Genomic DNA, 17,679 nt, shown 5'->3' with positions numbered 1-17,679 from the left:
ATTAACCCTGTAAGTCATGCCGCGCGCGAATGACCAGCTGGGGATAATAGATGCCTTTGCGTTCCGTGAACTGCAGGACTGCCGTTCCCGTATGCTCGAACGAGAAGCTGCCGACCGGGAAAGGCCGGACGCCGAGCAAAAAGTTCAGCAGGATGCCGAGCGAACCGCCGTGTCCGAATACGGCAATCGACAGCGACCGGGCATGCGCTTCGGGCACGAAGCCGCCCATCCGGGCGTGGATGCCCAGCGAGCTTAATTCCTTGAGGAAGGGCGGTATAATTCTGGCGCACATGTCGTAGTACCCCTCGCCCAGCTCCGTCTTCCAGGTGTCCTCGGCATAGGAATCGCCGACCTGCCGCTGCATCTCTTCGAGCACGGTGCTGGGCACCTGCTCGAGCGCGCGGTTCGGCATCCACTCATAGAGATAAGGCAATATCCGAATGTCCGTCTCTCTGCCCGCCAGCACGATCTCGGCCGTCTGGAGCGCTCTGCCGTATGGAGAGGAGAACGCAACGTCGAAGCGTTCGTTCACCAAGGCCGCCGCGGTCGCTTCGGCTTGCGGGATGCCGCACGTCTCCGACAAGCAGCCCGCGACCGGCCGCTGCGGGCATACGAACGGGTCTCCCGCCATATGGCCGTGCCGTATCAATGTCAGTCTCATGTTCGTCTCCTTCGGTAGTCATAATAAAGGCAATGAATGGAATCTCGCCGTCTCCACCCATTGCCGTTGTTCCCTGATATGCCAGTCTGGTTGTCAGCCTTGCGTCCCCGATAACTGCTGCTCGTACTTCTGATGCATCTTGGTCATATACGCCTCGACCTGTTCCGCCCCTGCCGCATCGAGGTCTTTCACGAACTTCGCGAATTCAGCCGCGCATTCCGCTTCCGTCTTGGCCAGGATGACGGAGAACGCGTTCTCGTACAGCCGCTTGTCGACCGCCTGCTGTTTGTTGAGCGTATCCGTATCCGCGCCGACCATCAGATCGCCGATCGTCGTGGCGTCGTACCAATACGGGCTTAATGCCTGATCGCGCTGCTGCGCCCTCGTGTCGTTCGTCGCGATCGGATCATCCTTCAGAATCCAATACGTTCCCCAGCTCGTTCGGCCCAGATCGGAGCCGACAATTCGGGCGTAATGGCCCATGCCCGTTTCCTTCTCGATATTCACCTGCTTCTCGCCGGCGATCCAACGGTCGAGGTACGATTGCTTCAGGGCAGGCTTGCCGTCTTTCATCTCCCATTGGATGCCTTCCGGTCCGTTCATCGCCAGGAAGTTTCCTTCCTCCGTTGTCAGGTAATTGAGCAGCTTCATAGCCGCCTCCGGATTTTTGCATTTGTCGGTGATGATAATCGCGCCGGTGCCTTTCTTGCTGACGGAGAAGAGGGCCGGCTTATCGCCGGACGGGAATTTGAAGACGACGTTCTCGAAATACATGTTCTCCGCATTGGGCAGCTTGGCGTCGGTGTAGGTTTTGAGTACGTCGTACGTCTGGTTCCAGCCGCCGATGTGCGCCGCGACTCTCGCCGGATACAATTTGGACTTCTGCCAGGTCGCATAGTCCTGTGTGAACGCCTCGGGATCAACTAATCCTTCGCGGTACAGCTTGTTGTAGAACTGCAGTACCTCCTGCGCCCAAGGAGCTTTCGCCCAATATTTGACGGTGTTATCCGGTCCGATATATATTTTGGAATCCGCCGGCGAACCCGCCATGGCGATCATGCCGAAGTAAGGTGATCCCCAGTTGCGGTTGTAGCCGCTGAGCGGATACATCGTCTGGCCGTCGGACGTCTTCGGATACTTCTCCTTGACCTGCTTCAAGTAGTTGTAGACGTCGTCCGAGGTTTCCAGCTTGGGAGAGCCGAGCGCGTCATAGATGTCCTTCCGCACCTGCAGACTGTAGCCATACCCGGGAGGCGTGGCGCCCTCGGGCAAATAAGAGTTCGTGAGATGATAAATATTGCCATCCTCCTGCTTGAGCAGGTTGAGCGCCGAGCCGTACTTCTTCTTCAGATCCGGGCCGTACTCCTCGATCAGGTCGTTGAGCGGAATGGCGATTTTGTCGGCGATGACGCGGGCGGGGTCGGATAGCATGATGAGATCCGGATAATCGCCGCTGGCCAGCGTGACGTTCAATTTGTCTTTGCCGACGCCGGAATACACGTCCCACTGCAATTTGATGTTCAGCTTCTCTTCGAGCGCCTTCGCGACCGGATTTTCCTCCCAGAACGCATCGCCTGTCGGGAAATTCGGCGTGCCGCCGGCGGAATTGACGATCGATAAGACGATCGGTTCGTCCTTCTGCACATCCTGCTGCGCGCTTGCCTGGTTGTTGGTCTTCGCCGGTTCGACATTGTTGTTGGTAGCCGCGTTATTGCTGCATGCGCCGAGCACCGTGAAGCACAGCGCCGCCGCCGCGATCGGCGCCATCATTTTTCGAATCACTTTCATGCCGTTGTCCCTACCTTCTCGTATTTTGGGATTGTAGTGTCTGTCGTGCCCTATTCGCGTTCCCGATGCCGATCATCCCTTAACCGCGCCCACCGTAAGCCCGCCGACGAAATAACGCTGCAGGAACGGATAGATCATGACGATCGGCACCGTCGTAATCGTAATCGTCGCCATCTTGATGACCTCCGGCGTCAGAATCGACCCGGCCTGCTCCAGTCTAGCCGCCTGCGCGGGATCCGTCGACTGTATTTGAGTCTCCATCAGAATCTTGACGAGGACGCCTTGCAGGGTCGCCAGATCATTGGAACCTGACGTGAACATGTAGGTGTCGAACCATGTGGTCCATTGCTGGACGCCGATCATCAGCGCAATGGTCGCCATCACCGGCGTCGCCATGGGAAGAATGATGCTTCGCAGCGTCCTCAGCTCGGACGCCCCGTCGATCCTCGCCGATTCGGCCAGTGACGCGGGCAGCTCCTCAAAGAACTGCCGCATGACCATCACGTTCCAAATATTGAGCGCCATCGGCACGATGTAGACCAAAAAGTTGTTGTACAGATGCAGCGACTTGAACAGCATGAACTCCGGAATCAAGCCCCCCGAGAAATACATCGTGAAGATAAAGAAGAACAGGAACATCCTTCTGAAGACGAGCTCTCGGTTGGCCAGCAGATAGGCGAGCACCGCCGTGCATGCCAGCCCCAGCAGCGTCCCCAGCACCGTTCTCGCGATGCTGACGTAAGTGGCGTGCACCAAGCTGCTCTCGTTGAAGATGGCCGCGTAGGCTTCGATCGAGAACTTGCGGGGCCAGAAGTAAATGCTCCCCCGCATCGCATCCCGGGCGTCGTTGAAAGACACCACGAAGATGTTCCAGAACGGGAAGGCGGCGCAAAAACCGACGGCCAATAGAAAGAGATAATTAAAGCCTTGAAATATTCGTTCACCCCTGGTGAGTCTCATCTGACATCCCCCATAACAAGACCTTTCGTACATCGCTCAAGTATGCTGCACTAGAAAATTCCCATCTTCAAGAACTTGCGGCAGGCGTAATTACAGAGCAAGAGCAGGACGAGTCCAACCACGCTCTTGAACAACCCTACAGCGGCCCCGTAAGAGTACGCCGCTTGCTGCAAGCCGTATTTCAGCACATAAGTGTCCAGCACCTCGGCATGCGGCATGTTCATCGGATTTTGAAGAAACAGCTGCTGGTCCAGTCCGGCATTCAAGATGTACCCGACGCCGAACGTAAACAGCAGAATGATGGTGGGCAGAATCGATGGCAGCGTAATATGCATGATCTGCTTCCATCGGCTTGCGCCGTCGATCATGGCCGACTCGTACATTTGCTTGTCGATCGAGGTGATGGCCGCGATATAGATGATCGAATTCCATCCGACGTTCTTCCACACGTTGAGGCCCGTGACCAATGGCCAAAAGTGATCCACCTCCCCCAGGAAATTTATTGGTTTATCAATCAACTTCAGCTGGAGCAATAAGGAATTGACCGGCGCCAGCTCGTCGATGGAGAAGATCGTCATCGCCATCCCCGCTACGACCACCCAGGAAATAAAGTGCGGGAGATACGAGACCGTTTGAACGAATTTCTTGAAGATCGCGCTGCGAACCTCGCAGATCAGGATCGCGAACGCAATGGCCGCCACGGTGGAGAACACGAGATTCAAGGTGCTGATGACGATCGTGTTGCGCATCACGTAGGCGAAGTCGGGACTGTTGAAAAAAGCGCTGAAATACTTGAAGCCGACCCACTCGCCGCCAAAGGGGGTGCGATAGGAGAATTCCCGAAACGCGAGCAGCGAGCCGTACATCGGGACATATTTGAACACGAGAATAAAGACAACGAACGGAATTAACAGCAGGAGATGCACGCGTTGCCTTTTGATTTGCTTTCGAATGCTGTGGCCGCTATAGCCGACTTTCACGTCCCGGTTCCATCGGAACCTACTGGATACCCTCAACGAATTCCTCTCCCCGTCCTCAAGTTTTCCTCCTGCTTATGCTTTCATTATGCGGGGTGCGCGTAAGCGCTTCAATTGAAGGATCTATCGATCCATGGTGCGAAACGTTTCTTTTGGCCATGTAAAAACCGATAGATTCGAACATAATCCATAGAAAACAAACCTCCAGCCATCGTTAGACAGCAAAAAAAGCAGCACTTCCCCCGACCAGCGCGCAACCGGGAAAAAGTCCTGCTTATGGCGACTTTAAACATTCTATTCTGTCAGCCCAAAAACTCGCGATCGGAGCGAGGCATCGCTTCGGCCGGCTGTCTCTGTTCGACGGAGAACGACAGCTGTACGATTGTGCCGGGGTTGCCCCGCTCCACCCGAATCTCGGCATGGCGATCGATCAGCTTGAGACGTGTGAACGTATTGGTGACGCCATAGCCCACTCGCTCGGCGGATGCCTCCCCGTTATTCAAGCGCTCGATGTACGCGATGAATTCGTCCTTTACCCCCATGCCGTCATCCCGCACGGTGATCACCATGCGATCTCCTTGCTTGCGAAGATCCACCTCGATATGCAGCTGCCTGCCATGGACTCGGCCATGGATGATGCTGTTCTCCACGAACGGCTGCAGCGTCATTTTGCTGATCGGCACATGCTCGCAAGCCGGTTCGGCTCGAACCGTCAGCCGGATCTGGTCGTGAAGACAACAGTTGTGGAGGGCGACGTAATGCTCGACGAGCTGGATTTCGGATGGAAGCGCGATGACGTCTCTGCCTTTGCTTAGCGCGATTTTATAGAAATCGCTCAACAGGTCGATGATTTGCACGATTTTCGTTTCGCTGCTGCGATATGCCATCCATCGGACGGCGGATAGGAGATTATAGAGAAAATGCGGATTCATCTGCATCTGCAAATATTTGATCTCGCTCTCCACCTTCTGACGCTCCGTTCTGGCGACATCCTCCGTCAGGCCGTCGATCGTCCTCGCCATGCGGCATAACGTCTGGTCCAGCGCCGCGATTTCGCGGATGCGGGGCGCGTCCGGCGTCAGATGATGATGGCCTTGTTCGATCGCCTTCATCTTGTTCGCCAGCCGTTCGATGATCTGCGCGAAACGCGTGGAGAACCAGATGGCGAGCGCCACGCCGATCAGCACGAAGAAGCCGGTACAAATCCAGACATACTGCGCAATCGATCGTTTCTCCTTGCCCAGCTCGTAGGCGTCGTAGAGCATGACGACCGACATCGCCTCGTTCACGCGAGCGGAATAGGAATAATAGGCCGTTCTGCCCTGCTCCAGCTTCGCGAAGAGGTGATCGTCGGCGACGTTCCGCTCCATCGCGTCCAGCGTTTCCTTCCCGATCCGAACGTCCGGCTGCGAACGGAACATGATGCGGCCGTCGCTTAACAGGAACAACAGGTAGTTGGCGTTCTCGTCTCCTTTGTACAGCGAGCTCAGCCGCGCTTGATTCATCTCGATCGCCAACACGCCGCCGGGGCGGTTCACGTTGATGTATTTGAGCAAAAGGATTTTCGTCCCTTCGCCCGCCTCCTCGTATGTGACCCATAGCTCTTTGCCGCGGGCTTCGATCGCCTTTTGCATCAGGTCCTGCCGCTTGAAGCTCCCGATTTCGCGAATGTTTTTGCCGTCCGTGATCAGATTCGGATCCAGCTTGTAGATGACGATGCTCTTGATATCGCTGTTCGTCTCGACATAGTTCTCGAAGCTGCTGTTCACGAGCATGAACTGATGGAACAGCGCGTAATTGACGTTGCCGCCGTCGGCGCCGAGGAACAGATTAGCCACCGTGCTGTCCGAATATATGTTGCGGGCGGTCAGCTCGCAGTTGCGCATGATGTTCTCAATGCCGTTGAGCGCTTGGGAGGCGGCATAGCGCATGAACTCCTCGTTCTGCCCGTTCAGCGTCTGGTTCCACCGGGTGTACAGAACGGAGCTGATGGTTGCGGAGCATAGGAGCACCATGGAGATGGTCAGGGCAAGCAGAAGATGAAAAAATTTAAAGCCGTCGTTCGTCGAAAGCATGGGTTGTCCGTTCATGACCGTGCACGCTCCGTCGGCATTCGCCCATTCTGGTTCACTTGAATTTGTTTCGATATTCCCCGGGCGTCATCTTGGTATAGTTTTTGAAGACGATGTTGAAGTAGGTGCTGTTCTCGTAGCCGACCATTTCGCCGATTTCGTGAATTTTGTGACGGGTCTGCTTCAACAAGTCCTTCGCCTTGCTCAGCCGCAGATTCGTCAAATACTCTTGAATGCTGATGTTCATCTTGTCCTTGAATAAAATCCGGAGGTAATTGGGGCTCAAATACACACGGTCCGAAAGCGAGGTTAACGTAATCGGCTGACGGTATTCCTGGTTGAGAATGGTGAGGATTTCATGGATGATGTAATCGTCTTTATTGCGTTTCTTGCGCTCCATGTACGAAGAGATCGACGCGAAGATTTTGTTCGTATATCGCTTCAGATCCGGGATCGTCTTGGCTTGAAGAAGCTGCTCGTAGATCGCCTGCTCTTCTTCCGCCATCTTCTCCAAGCTCTCCCCCGCGCCCGCCAATTGCTTGGCCAGGCTTGCGAACAGCAAAATGAACGAGCTCCGAAGCCGCGCCATCTCCGGGCCGGTATCCGCGGGCAGAACGCCGACAAGCCGGTTCAGCTCCTCCTCGGCGTATTCGCCCTTCATCGCCGCTTCGATCATTCGGGCCATGACGGCCTTCGGGTCCTGCGGCTCCATATCCAACGCGGTCTCATGCGGCTGTTCGCAATCCGCATAATGGACCAGCTGGCCGTACCCCAGCTTGATCTTGCGGTCGGCGGCATAACGCGATTGCCGATAGGCGATTGGCAGCTCCTCCATATTCGCGCAGCGGCCGCTGACGCCGATCATGAAGTCGAAGCCGCCCGTCTCTGACAAGGATCGGATTTCGCGCTCGATGGCGGCGACGATCCGCGCCTCCTCCTGTTCCCCGCCAACCAACGAATGAAGCAGGACGATGATTGCGTTGCCGGAGCTCTTGATCACGTTGACATGCTTCGGATTGCAGACGCTTTCAAGTTGATGCAGCGCAAGCTGGAGCATGTCGGCGTGATGGAATACGTCGGCGTCGGCGCCGAAATCGAACTCGATCCAAGCCAGCTTATACATCCCGATCATGTTCAGCTGGAGATCGCGCGCCTGCACCGGCAGCGATTTCGAATCGTCGCCCGTTTTGCCCGTGACGAGGAAATTCTCCAAAAACCGGGATTGCAGGTAACGCAAATTCGTGCGAAATTGCTCGACGATTTTATCGTGCGCGATGCTCGACAGCTTCTCGTCGACCAGGATGGAGGTCGTCTTCTTGATGACGCGGATTAATTCCTCTTGCTTGAGCGGCTTGATCAGGTAATGATACGCTCTCACTTCCATTGCTTCCTGGATGAGACGTACATCTTCGTGCCCGCTGGAGAACACGAATTTCACCTGCGGGCTGATTCGCATGATGTGCTTGGCCATCTCGATGCCGTTCATGCCCGGCATCATCACGTCGCTGATGACAATATCGGGTACGAACGCAGTCGCCTTCTCCACCCCGTCCAATCCGTTGAAGGCCGTCTCGACCTCCCGGATGCCCAGAATGTCCCAATCGATATAATGCTGCATGGCATTGCGCTCGAAATCGTTATCTTCCACAATCAATAGTTTCGCCATGGTTCACAACCCTCTGCTTGGATGGTGTCGATCAGACCTCTTCGAAGCTATGTCTCGCATCACTATAACGGAGGAAGATTAACTAGATATAAAGCTATTATTGACGCGCGGTAAAGAGTCGGAAGCGCCTAACGATCGTGCTAGAAGCATACCTGCAGCTCGACCTGACTTAATCGGGCTCGAATGCGCGCAAGCTCGAAAGTGCCGGCCGGCACTTCGCCCGCCTCGTATCGGCGATCGCGATTGAAAGCTCCGAAATACAAGTGCCGGAAGATCGCCTGCAAGTCATCCAGTTCGAACAGCTTCACTTGCTTGATCTCGCCGTCCACCTCGATATTCACGTCCTCGGCCGGGTGGATGCGACAGTCGAGTGTCCCGCTAAAAGACGACTTCGCAGTATTCTTGCCGATCCAGAATCGTCCGTCCGCCGGCTGCCCGTCTTTCGTCACCTGCACGGTCAACGCCGATTGGAAGCCGTGATTCGCGAAAGGTTGGTTGCGGACGTAAACCGGGTTCGCGATCGCCACATTACCCGCGGCGTCATAGCATTTGGCGATAATATAACTATCGCAGCTGACGGTTAGGGTGTCATCGAGAACAACACGGTCGTCGTTCAGGCTGTATTCCTTCCATACCTTGCCGTTGACGATGAGCTGCAAGCGCTGCAAGGGCGCATCGCAGCAGCGGAACGCTTCGACTCGGATGCGAAATGTCTCTCCCGCCGCATAGCTCAGCACCGCTCCCGACAGCTGGTCGTTGACGCGCAGCAGGACGATCGGGCCGGTGGAGGCGAGGACTCGTCCTGCTTTGACAGCCGCACACAAGGCATCGATCGTGAATTCATCCGCGTGGGCATAGGTTTTGAACGCCAGATGCTTCGTCTGATGCGTATCGAACGTATGATCCATCTCGGCCACGCCCGGCATGAAATAGCCGTTATTCAGTACTTCGTACCAGAGCGCCTGATAATGGACATGGTCGCGGTCGTAACCCATGACGACCATCGCGTCGATCGAGCCCGCCAAGATCTCGAAGCCCAACGTTGCCGCGATATTCGTGATGAATTGCTCTTTATGCCACCACCAGCTCGTCGGATGGGCGGCCACCGCGACGGAGTTCGGTCCTCTCTCCCTCCCGAGCGCTTCGTAAGGATATGCGATTTCGTACGCCGGCTCCTCGCCGATCTTGGTGAACAGCCACGGATCCCAAGCCCGGTCGTAGTACCGGCTGAACGGGGGCTTCTGTTCATAGTTCATCATGAACATATGCCCATAGCGGCATTTGACGATCTCATTCCCGATATCCAGCACGAAGTCGTCGTCGCTAACGCTCGCGATCGTCCGCGAGAACCGCTCCCGATAGGACGTCCCTTCCTCGCAGCGTTCGTCGAGATCCTCACGATGGGTGTGCTGATCATAGGGCGATCCCGCGAAGAAAAAGTGGAAGCCTTCGCCTTTCATGACCGCAGCGGCGTCCGCCAGATTACCGGCCTGCGAGCTCAAGCTTCTCGACACATGCGAGTGGGCATCGAAGGCGTACAGACCCAATTGCTTCGTGTCGACAATGGCCCTTAATATGATCTCAAGCTCCACGTCCTCATGTGCCAATACGACGCGCGCCTTCACAGGCGTGTACAATTTCCCCTTGTACGCTTCGATTGCGTAATCCCCGGCCGCCCGTTCAAACTCCGTTACCCCGTCGCAATAAATGGTCGTCTTCTCGCCTGTCTCGGCAGCCTCGCCGCCGAATGGCTGGACCGGATATAGCAGGATTTTACAAGCTATCGGTTCGTTGTTCGCGCTGCATACCCGAACTTTTATTCTCATCTCAAGGCCCCTCTCGCCGTTCTTGCCTTCCAAGCATCATGAACCAGGATGGCCATCCTGATCATTTGGCTTCATTATATCGGCGTGTCGGACCCGCTGCCATTTCATATCCATCGCGAAACATCGCAATATCCCACGCAAAAATCCCCATAAAGAGAGCGATCCAAACATTTTCGATGAATAGCAATAGGCCAGGCCGATCATAGCCAGGATTGCCGGTCGGCAGACGTGCATGAAGGCGATGAAAATTTAAAAAAGGTCTTCCTGTTCAACACCAAGAGACCGGACACGTCTGTCCGATCTCGATCAGGTACCGATCTCAGTCCCAGCCTTTGGGGATAACCGATTTCTTCGACCTATATAAATACCTGCCTATTCGACTCATTTCTTTTTTGTGCTTGAGCGTGCTCTTGACGCCTTCAATCAGCAGACTTGACCTTCCTTTGTCTTGTCGATCCAGCGATCGCAGCTTCGTGATGAATTGCTTGTCCATCGTCGTATTCCTCCCATTACTTGATTCAATCAGGAGTGTTGGATTCAAGTGAGCTGGCTTCTATTATACCGCCCGGCTTGTTCAAATGTTTGTCGCAATGTAGAGGCGCCAAACAGAGGTATTGTCGAATAATAAGATCCACGCCTTCCACTATAGAACAAATGTTCGTAATTATCAACCGGGGAATTGAACGGCTGCCGGTATCTCCTTATGAGCTGCAACAAAAATAAGACGGCTATCGAAAGATAGCCGCCCTCCTCTTGGTTATACGCAAGCTTGCAAGTAAAGCTTTCCCGGCAAGCATGGTTCTTATGCACGTCCGTCAGTTCGCCATCTGCAGCTTCACGACTTCCTTGCCTTTCAAGTTCTCGTTCACATATTGGATGGCCTCCGGATATCCGGTCTTGTTCATCTGGTCGCGCAGCGCGTTAATGACCTTGAGCGCCGCATCGTCCGATTTGGCGAATACCGCTTCCTTCCAGACGTCGCCGATGCGGTCCATCGACGGCTTGAGCGTCTCCCACTGCGGCGATTTGGCCATGACGTCGCCGGCATTGTAAGCGGAGATGACCGAGATCCCGTTCGGACGAAGAATCTTGCGCGCATGGTCCATCGCCGCGATCCGCTCCTGGTCGGCCCAAATATCGCCGCCGAGCGTATTCGTGCGGTCCTGACCGGTCAACGATTCGAGACCGATGCCGATCCCGACATTCTTCTTCTCCTTGCCGGTCGTATCGGCCGCGAACTTGTCGAAGAATTCCTTCTTCGCGACCGGCTTGCCGTCCACCTTCTCCCAATGAACGCCCTCCACGCCGTAGCGCGTCAGCAGGAAGCCTTCGTCGGAGGCCAGAAATTCGAGCAGCTTGAGCGCGGCGTCGACGTCCTTGCACGCCTTCGTGATGACCGTTACGTTATTACCTTGAATGCCGAGATCGACGGGCCGGTTCGGCTCGGCCCCCGCCCGCTCGAGCGGTCCGACCGCCACGAAATCGCTGCCCGGATGCGACTTCGCGTATTCCTTCGTCGCGTCGTAGATCGCCGGGAAGTGCGCGGCCAGCACCGCAATGCGGCCTTGGTTGATTTTCTCCTTCGCGATCGGGTCCGTCTGCGTGAACGTCTCGGGGTCGAGCAGCCCTTCGTCGATCAGCTTGCGGTAGTAGAGCGTGTAATCCTCGTACGGTTTCGTGAAGAAGGTGTGCTCCAAGGTGCCGTCGCCCTTGTCCTGATAGTCGCTGCCGTAGAACATCGTGTTGCCGATCCCGACTGCCCAGCCGTTGCTGAAGCCGCCGAGCGGCATGACCGGCATGCCGTTCTCCGTAAGCTGCGCATCTTTGATCTTCTTCAAGAAGTTGTACAGATCGTCCTTCGTCTTCACCGACTGCGGGTCGACGCCGATCTTCTCCGCGATGTCCTTGCGCACATAGAAGCCGTACAGCCAATCCATCGCGTCCTTGTCGGTCGCCGGGTGGTTCTGGTACAGCATAAATTTCTGATCGCCGAATGCGCCGATGGCCTTATCGTACAGCGCGGGCGGGACGTTCTCCTTGGCGATCGACTTGGACAAATTCGGATAGTCCGCCAGCTTGCCCGACAGATCGACCAATTGATCTTCCCTAGCCGCCTTCACGATGCCGTCCAGCTCGCCGCCCCAAGCCGGACCGGTATAGATATCCGGCAAATCCTGCGTCGCGAAGATCGTGTTCACCTTCTCGGTCTCGCTGCCCTTGGTGTAATCGAGTTGGACGGTTATGCCCGTCTTCTCCCGGATCGCCTCGGCGATCGGGGTCGTGTCCACATCGCCGGGGCCCGATCCGTTCCAGTTGTGAAGGATTTTGAGCGTCACGGCTTTCTCGCTGCCCGCGTTCCCCGTATTGTCGGCCGGCGCATTGCCACTGCCGTTGCCTCCGCCGTTACCTCCGCCGTTGTCGCTGCATCCGACGAGCGCGGTGCTCATCAACGCCGCGGCAAGCAGCGTCCGCGCGATTGTAGTCTGCTTCTTCCTCATTCGAACCCCTCCATGAACGCGATAATGGTATATGATAAAGCCCATCCGCCGGACGAGCGATTATCATCAGCCTTTCACCGAGCCAAGCATGACGCCTTTGACGAAGTACCGCTGAAGAAACGGATACACGCACAAGATGGGAAATACGGTAATGACGAGCAGCGCCATTCGCAGCGATTCCGGCGTTGCACCGGCCATATTCGCGTTGACGGTCTGCCCCCCTTGCTGCGAGGCCCGCTGCATTGATGATGATAGCGCTTCCATTTCAGTCAGCATTTGCTGAAGCAGCGTTTGAACGGGAAGCAGCTCTTTATTGGACACATAGTAAGCGCCGGTGAACCAGTCGTTCCAATGCGTCACGCCGATGAAGAGCGAGATCGTCGCCAGCACCGGACCGGACAGCGGCAGCACGATGCGCAGGAAAATCTGAAAATCGCCGTAGCCGTCGATGCGCGCCGATTCCTCGAGCTCCTCGGGGATGCCCTGCAGAAACGTGCGGATAATGACGATGTGCATGAAGTTGAACAGCAGCGGGATGACGTAGACCCAGAAGCTGTTGATCAAGTGTAGCTTCTGCAAGGTAATGAAATACGGAATGAACCCCGCGCTGAAGATTGTCGGCAGGAAAATATAGAAGGTGAAGAACGTCCGCCCCGGCAGCGTCTTCTTGGACAGCGCATAGGCCATCAGCGTGCACAGCGTCACGTGCAGGACGATGCCGAGCAGCGTGCGCGCGAGGGTGATTTTGTACGCCTGCCAGATTTCGCGGTTCTCGAACACTTGCGCGTAATTTTCCAGCGTCACTTTGCGGGGCAGGAAGTAGAGCGCCCCCATCATGGAGTCTTTGCCGTCGTTCAGCGAGTAGACGAGAATATAGATGAACGGGTAGATCATCGATAAGCCGAACAGCGTTAACAGCACGTAATTCAGCGCCTCGAACGGCGAGAAGCGCCGCTTGCTCATGCCTGATCACTCCTTTCGCGCGGATTAGAAGAGAGAGACGTCGCTGACTTTGCGGGCGATGCGGTTCACCGTCAGGATGAGCACCAGCGCGATGACGCTCTGGAACAGCCCCACCGCCGCGGCGTAACTGAGCCGGCCTTGGCTGATGCCCGCGCCGATGACGTGCACGTCGAGCACGCTCCCGATCGCGGCCGTCGCCGGACCGTTCAGCAGCAGCAGCTGCTCGTAGCCCGCGCTCATCAGACTGCCGGTCGCCAGAATGAACAGGATGACCGCGATGTTGCGAATGCCGGGCAGCGTCACATGCCAGATTTGGCGGAATCGCCCGGCCCCGTCGATTTTGGCCGCTTCGTACAGCTGTTGGTCGATCCCGGCCATTGCGGCCATGTAGATGATCGAATTCCAGCCGATGTTCTTCCAGATGTCCGAGCCGACGATGATTTGGTAGAACCAGCTCGTGTTGTTCAAGAACTGGATCGGCTCATCCACGAGTCCGATCGAGGTCAGCAGCTCGTTCACCGGACCGCCGTACGGCGTAAGCAGGCGCTGCATGAGCGTTACGACGACGACCCAAGAGACGAAGTAAGGCAAATACGACAACGTCTGCACCGTTTTCTTGAATTTGACGTTGCGAATCTCGTTCAGCAGGATGGCGAGCAGGATCGGCATCGCGAAGCCGATCACAAGCTTCAAGGCGCTGATGAGGATTGTATTGCGGATGAGCGCCTCGGATTGATAGTAGTCGAAGAATTGGTTGAAATATTTCATGCCCGCCCACGGACTTCCCGTAAAACCGCCCGAGAACGTGAAATCGCGGAATGCGACCTGAATGCCATACAGCGGCACGTACGAGAACAGAAAAAACCAGACAAGTCCCGGCAGCATGAATAGGTAGAGCAGCTTGTGCCGCCAGATTCGTTTCCAAAGCAACGATGCTCCCATGTGCGGTTCCTCCTCTCATTCGGACAAAATCGGATCGGCTCGGCGGTGTCCGCCTCAGAGGCGGCGGACCCCGCGCAAGCCATGGACGCCATTAATGCCGAAGTTGTGGCCGCTCCAGTCTCACGGTGACAATCTCGAACGGCTCCATCGACAAGGTAACCGCGCCCTCTTCCGCCTGTAGCGGCTCCAGCTTCTGTTCCATCAGATCGGCCAGCCAAGCGCCGGTGAATGCGAAGCCTGCGGCAAGCTTCGTGACCAGCCTTGTTCCGGCCGTCTCGTAGAGCCGGACGATGAGCGCATAGCCGTCTTCGGCGCGCTTGACCGCTTCGATCATAACGTGCGGATGGCTGGGCAGCAGGAAGGATCGGCCCATCGCCTCGTCTCGTGCCGCGGCAGCCGCCAATTCTGCCGATATCGGGGCGCGAGCGGATGGACTTGCATCGGCCGCGGCATCCTCGCCCGCCGCCTCGAGCTTCATGCCGGAGATCCGCAGCGGCACGTTCAGCTCGTACCCTGCTCTGAACACCTGCGCCTCGACGTGGTCGCCTGAGTGCGGATATAGCGAATACGTGAAGCGATGCTCGGCGCGGTCGGCTTCCGGGTCGGGATAAGAAGGACTGCGCAGCAAATTCAAATCCAGCTCGCCATCCGCGGCACGGTGTCCGTATTTGCAATCGTTGAGCAGCGCGACGCCGTAATTCGGCTCGGAGAGATCGGCGTAATGATGCGCGCAGATTTCGTCCTTGGCGTAGTCCCACATCGTGTTCCGATGCGTTGGCCGGCGCAGGTAGCCGAACTGAATGTCGCAGCTGACGCTGTCGGCGCGAATATGAAGCGGGAAAGACGTGCGCAGCATTCGGCCCGATTCCTTCCAATCGACCCTCGTCACGAAATCGACCCGGCGGCTGCCGGCCGTCAGCACGATGCGCTGGACCAGTTCGGACGATCCGTAAGCATAATGCAGGACGAAGCCTGCCGTCGGTCCGTCCGAATACGCTTCGACCCGTCGCAGCGCGAGACGCTCGCCGCCCATTTGCCGGTAATCTTGACGGAAATCCCACGCATCGCCGTCGTCCGCGTAGACGCGCAGCCGATTCGCGGATTGGCCGGGCTGGACGAGCTCCCGACCGTGCTCCTTGTCGAACAGCGAAGCAATCTCGCCGTTATCGCCGAGCGCCACGACCAGCAGCTCGTTCTCAAGGGTCCGTTCGCGCTCGGATATGCGGACGGCGGGGATCGATTCGGGCGCCTCGGGCAGCTTGGCGCAGCCCATCGCAGGCACATGCACGTAATGCCACTGACCGTCCTGATTCAGCCACTCTTCCCGCTCCCAGGGCAGTGAATTGAACACGATCTTACCCTCCGCTCCTCGTGCAGCCGCTTCATACGAGATGTCGACGAGCTGCTCCACCCGCTCAAGCATTGATGCGTACCGCGCAAGCGATTCGTCGTACACCCGCTTGATAGAGGAGCCTGGCAAAATATCATGGAACTGGTACAGCAGCACTTCCTTCCAGATCTGTTCCAGCTCTTCGGCCGGATACGGCACATTAGCTGTCATCTGCGCCAGCACGGCGGCATATTCCAGTTCGCGCAGCGACTTCTCCAACTTCCGGTTGAACCGTTTGCTGCGCGCCTGACTCGTCAGTGTGCCTTGGTGCTTCTCCAGATAGAGCTCGCCGCGCCACACCTGGTAACGCGCCCGGTGCTCGGCCAGACGCTCGAAGAATCGCGCCGAGGTCTCCTGCTCGACCGGACTAAGCCCAAGCAAGTTCTTCTCCCGCGCCAGCCGCTCCAAGTGCTCCTCTCCGGGGCCGCCGCCCCCGTCGCCAATACCGAACAGCATCAATGCGCGATCCGATACGGCGCTGTCCAGATAGTCGTTCTCCGCCTTCGCGATCGAACGCGGCGCGGCGGGGCTGTTATAGGTATCCTCGGGCGGCATATGCGTCAGGATCTGCGAGCCGTCGATGCCTTCCCACATGAAGGTGTGATGCGGGTGACGGTTATAGGTGCTCCATGACAGCTTCTGCGTCATCATGTAGTCGACCCCGGCCTTCTTCAGAATTTGCGGGAGACTCGCCGTATAACCGAACACGTCCGGCATCCACAACGATTTCATCTCCAGGCCGAATTCCTGCTGGAAGTACCGTTTGCCGTACAAAATTTGCCGGACGAGCGACTCTCCGCCGGGCACGTTCGTGTCCGATTCGACCCACATCGCTCCTTGGGGCTCCCAGCGCCCTTCCCGGATTCTCGCCTTCACCTGGTCGTACAGCTTCGGATAATGCTGCTTCATCCAGTCGTACAATTGCGGCTGGCTTGCGCCGAACACGTAATCCGGATAACGCTCCATCATCCGAAGCGCCGTCGAGAACGTGCGGGCCCCTTTGCGGATCGTCTCCCGGATCGGCCATAACCACGCCAGATCGATATGCGCGTGCCCGATCGCGCTGATCGTCAGCACCGGATCGCCGCCGCGCTTCGCCAGCTGTTCGCCGAGGATGCGCCGCGCCTTGGCCACCCGCTCATCGGCAAGGTCGGCGAGCAGAAGCGACACGTCATAGAGCGCCCTGAAAATGCGCGCTCTCCGGGCCGAACCTTCCGGCAGCCGTTCCGCCGTCTCGAGCAGCACCTCGGCATCGTAATACAGCTGCCGCACCTCTTCCCTGCATATCGCGACGACGGCCTCCTTCAACGTGCCGCTCCGGTAGCGGCCGAATAGGTCGTTGCAGCCCGCATCGCCCCACAGGTCGATCGTCTCGTTGCCTGCCGCCGAGTCGCTGACGGGAACGACCCGCTTGCCTGGCTTGCCAAGGGCGTAGTCGAACTCGGAGTTAATATTCGTCAGCCCTTGCGAGGGTGTTCCTTCTTCGTCGACGAGACAGAGCTCGCCGTTCACGTCGAGGAGCAGCACGACCTTCTTGCCAGCCGCGCTCGCCGGAATCGCGCCGGTAAAATGAAACCATGCGCAGTCCCATAGCTGCCCCCAACGATCTCCCGGCGCGAGCTCCAACCTGCGCCCTGATGCGCGCGCTTCGTACGCCACCGGTTCCGCCGTCACCCACGCGGTCGCGCGAAGCTGCGCGACCGGCTCGTAGATGTTCGCCTCCAGCCGCTCCAGCAGCGTTCTTAAATGCTCCGGTTTGATCCGTTCGTATGGCATCGTTCACCGACTCCTTTTTCTCCCAGCTGGCTCAAGTAGAATATAATATAAATATTATATATATTCAATATTATTTTTCGAACAAAAAAAAACCTCCGACTTCCCGTAAGGGTGTCGGAGGCACAACCTCGAAACGACGGACTTTGAACGCGATAAGCGG

Annotated in this window: 12 protein-coding genes; all 12 read right to left on the bottom strand. The window is 57.0% G+C overall.

Translation table 11 applies throughout. The features are described 5' to 3' along the window. Position 1: 1 nt before the first annotated feature. Positions 2–661 carry a histidine phosphatase family protein gene (locus ACFSKT_RS01055; RefSeq protein ID WP_377719949.1) on the bottom strand — a complete coding sequence of 220 codons (660 nt, stop codon included), beginning with the start codon at positions 659–661 and terminating at the stop codon, positions 2–4. A gap of 93 nt (positions 662–754) precedes the next feature. Next, positions 755–2,449, bottom strand: a complete 1,695-nt coding sequence (locus ACFSKT_RS01050) for an extracellular solute-binding protein (RefSeq protein WP_377719948.1) — start codon at positions 2,447–2,449, stop codon at positions 755–757. Positions 2,450–2,521: 72 nt separating this feature from the next. Further along, positions 2,522–3,409 carry a carbohydrate ABC transporter permease gene (locus ACFSKT_RS01045; RefSeq protein WP_377719947.1) on the bottom strand — a complete coding sequence of 296 codons (888 nt, stop codon included), beginning with the start codon at positions 3,407–3,409 and terminating at the stop codon, positions 2,522–2,524. Between the two features lie 50 nt (positions 3,410–3,459). Beyond that, positions 3,460–4,425, bottom strand: coding sequence for an ABC transporter permease (locus tag ACFSKT_RS01040; protein WP_377719946.1), 966 nt, complete (start codon positions 4,423–4,425; stop codon positions 3,460–3,462). A 263-nt stretch (positions 4,426–4,688) separates the two neighbouring features. Then, a complete protein-coding gene (locus ACFSKT_RS01035) occupies positions 4,689–6,476 on the bottom strand; it encodes a sensor histidine kinase (protein WP_377719945.1) in 1,788 nt (595 codons plus the stop codon). A 37-nt stretch (positions 6,477–6,513) separates the two neighbouring features. Next, on the bottom strand, positions 6,514–8,124 hold the full coding sequence (locus ACFSKT_RS01030; RefSeq protein WP_377719944.1) for a response regulator: 1,611 nt from the start codon (positions 8,122–8,124) through the stop codon (positions 6,514–6,516). A 140-nt stretch (positions 8,125–8,264) separates the two neighbouring features. Next, entirely contained in the window at positions 8,265–9,950 is a 1,686-nt protein-coding gene (locus tag ACFSKT_RS01025; protein ID WP_377719943.1) for a CehA/McbA family metallohydrolase, read from the bottom strand. 319 nt (positions 9,951–10,269) lie between these two features. Then, complete coding sequence (locus ACFSKT_RS01020) at positions 10,270–10,443, bottom strand: hypothetical protein (RefSeq protein WP_377719942.1); 174 nt, start codon at positions 10,441–10,443, stop codon at positions 10,270–10,272. A 322-nt stretch (positions 10,444–10,765) separates the two neighbouring features. Then, on the bottom strand, positions 10,766–12,448 hold the full coding sequence (locus ACFSKT_RS01015; RefSeq protein ID WP_377719941.1) for an extracellular solute-binding protein: 1,683 nt from the start codon (positions 12,446–12,448) through the stop codon (positions 10,766–10,768). Between the two features lie 66 nt (positions 12,449–12,514). Next, positions 12,515–13,411, bottom strand: coding sequence for a carbohydrate ABC transporter permease (locus tag ACFSKT_RS01010; protein ID WP_377719940.1), 897 nt, complete (start codon positions 13,409–13,411; stop codon positions 12,515–12,517). A gap of 24 nt (positions 13,412–13,435) precedes the next feature. Further along, positions 13,436–14,353 carry an ABC transporter permease gene (locus ACFSKT_RS01005; RefSeq protein WP_377719939.1) on the bottom strand — a complete coding sequence of 306 codons (918 nt, stop codon included), beginning with the start codon at positions 14,351–14,353 and terminating at the stop codon, positions 13,436–13,438. A 91-nt stretch (positions 14,354–14,444) separates the two neighbouring features. Next, the gene (locus tag ACFSKT_RS01000) at positions 14,445–17,519 is read right to left on the bottom strand and encodes an alpha-mannosidase (protein WP_377719938.1); all 3,075 of its coding nucleotides are present in this window, start codon (positions 17,517–17,519) and stop codon (positions 14,445–14,447) included. Positions 17,520–17,679: the final 160 nt, after the last annotated feature.

Origin of the sequence: Paenibacillus xanthanilyticus (genome assembly GCF_042682185.1) — a bacterium.
Taxonomy (GTDB): Bacteria; Bacillota; Bacilli; order Paenibacillales; family Paenibacillaceae; genus Paenibacillus_Z; species Paenibacillus_Z xanthanilyticus.
The sequence above is the reverse complement of the archived record's forward strand: the minus strand, read 5'-3'. Positions and strand labels throughout refer to the sequence as shown.

What these genes read in the sequence shown, in the direction of transcription:
- ACFSKT_RS01055 (WP_377719949.1), bottom strand. Translation starts at nt 661, where the DNA reads ATGAGACTGACATTGATACGGCACGGCCATATGGCGGGAGACCCGTTC.
- ACFSKT_RS01050 (WP_377719948.1), bottom strand. Translation starts at nt 2,449, where the DNA reads ATGAAAGTGATTCGAAAAATGATGGCGCCGATCGCGGCGGCGGCGCTG.
- ACFSKT_RS01045 (WP_377719947.1), bottom strand. Translation starts at nt 3,409, where the DNA reads ATGAGACTCACCAGGGGTGAACGAATATTTCAAGGCTTTAATTATCTC.
- ACFSKT_RS01035 (WP_377719945.1), bottom strand. Translation starts at nt 6,476, where the DNA reads ATGAACGGACAACCCATGCTTTCGACGAACGACGGCTTTAAATTTTTT.
- ACFSKT_RS01030 (WP_377719944.1), bottom strand. Translation starts at nt 8,124, where the DNA reads ATGGCGAAACTATTGATTGTGGAAGATAACGATTTCGAGCGCAATGCC.
- ACFSKT_RS01025 (WP_377719943.1), bottom strand. Translation starts at nt 9,950, where the DNA reads ATGAGAATAAAAGTTCGGGTATGCAGCGCGAACAACGAACCGATAGCT.
- ACFSKT_RS01020 (WP_377719942.1), bottom strand. Translation starts at nt 10,443, where the DNA reads ATGGACAAGCAATTCATCACGAAGCTGCGATCGCTGGATCGACAAGAC.
- ACFSKT_RS01015 (WP_377719941.1), bottom strand. Translation starts at nt 12,448, where the DNA reads ATGAGGAAGAAGCAGACTACAATCGCGCGGACGCTGCTTGCCGCGGCG.
- ACFSKT_RS01010 (WP_377719940.1), bottom strand. Translation starts at nt 13,411, where the DNA reads ATGAGCAAGCGGCGCTTCTCGCCGTTCGAGGCGCTGAATTACGTGCTG.
- ACFSKT_RS01005 (WP_377719939.1), bottom strand. Translation starts at nt 14,353, where the DNA reads ATGGGAGCATCGTTGCTTTGGAAACGAATCTGGCGGCACAAGCTGCTC.
- ACFSKT_RS01000 (WP_377719938.1), bottom strand. Translation starts at nt 17,519, where the DNA reads ATGCCATACGAACGGATCAAACCGGAGCATTTAAGAACGCTGCTGGAG.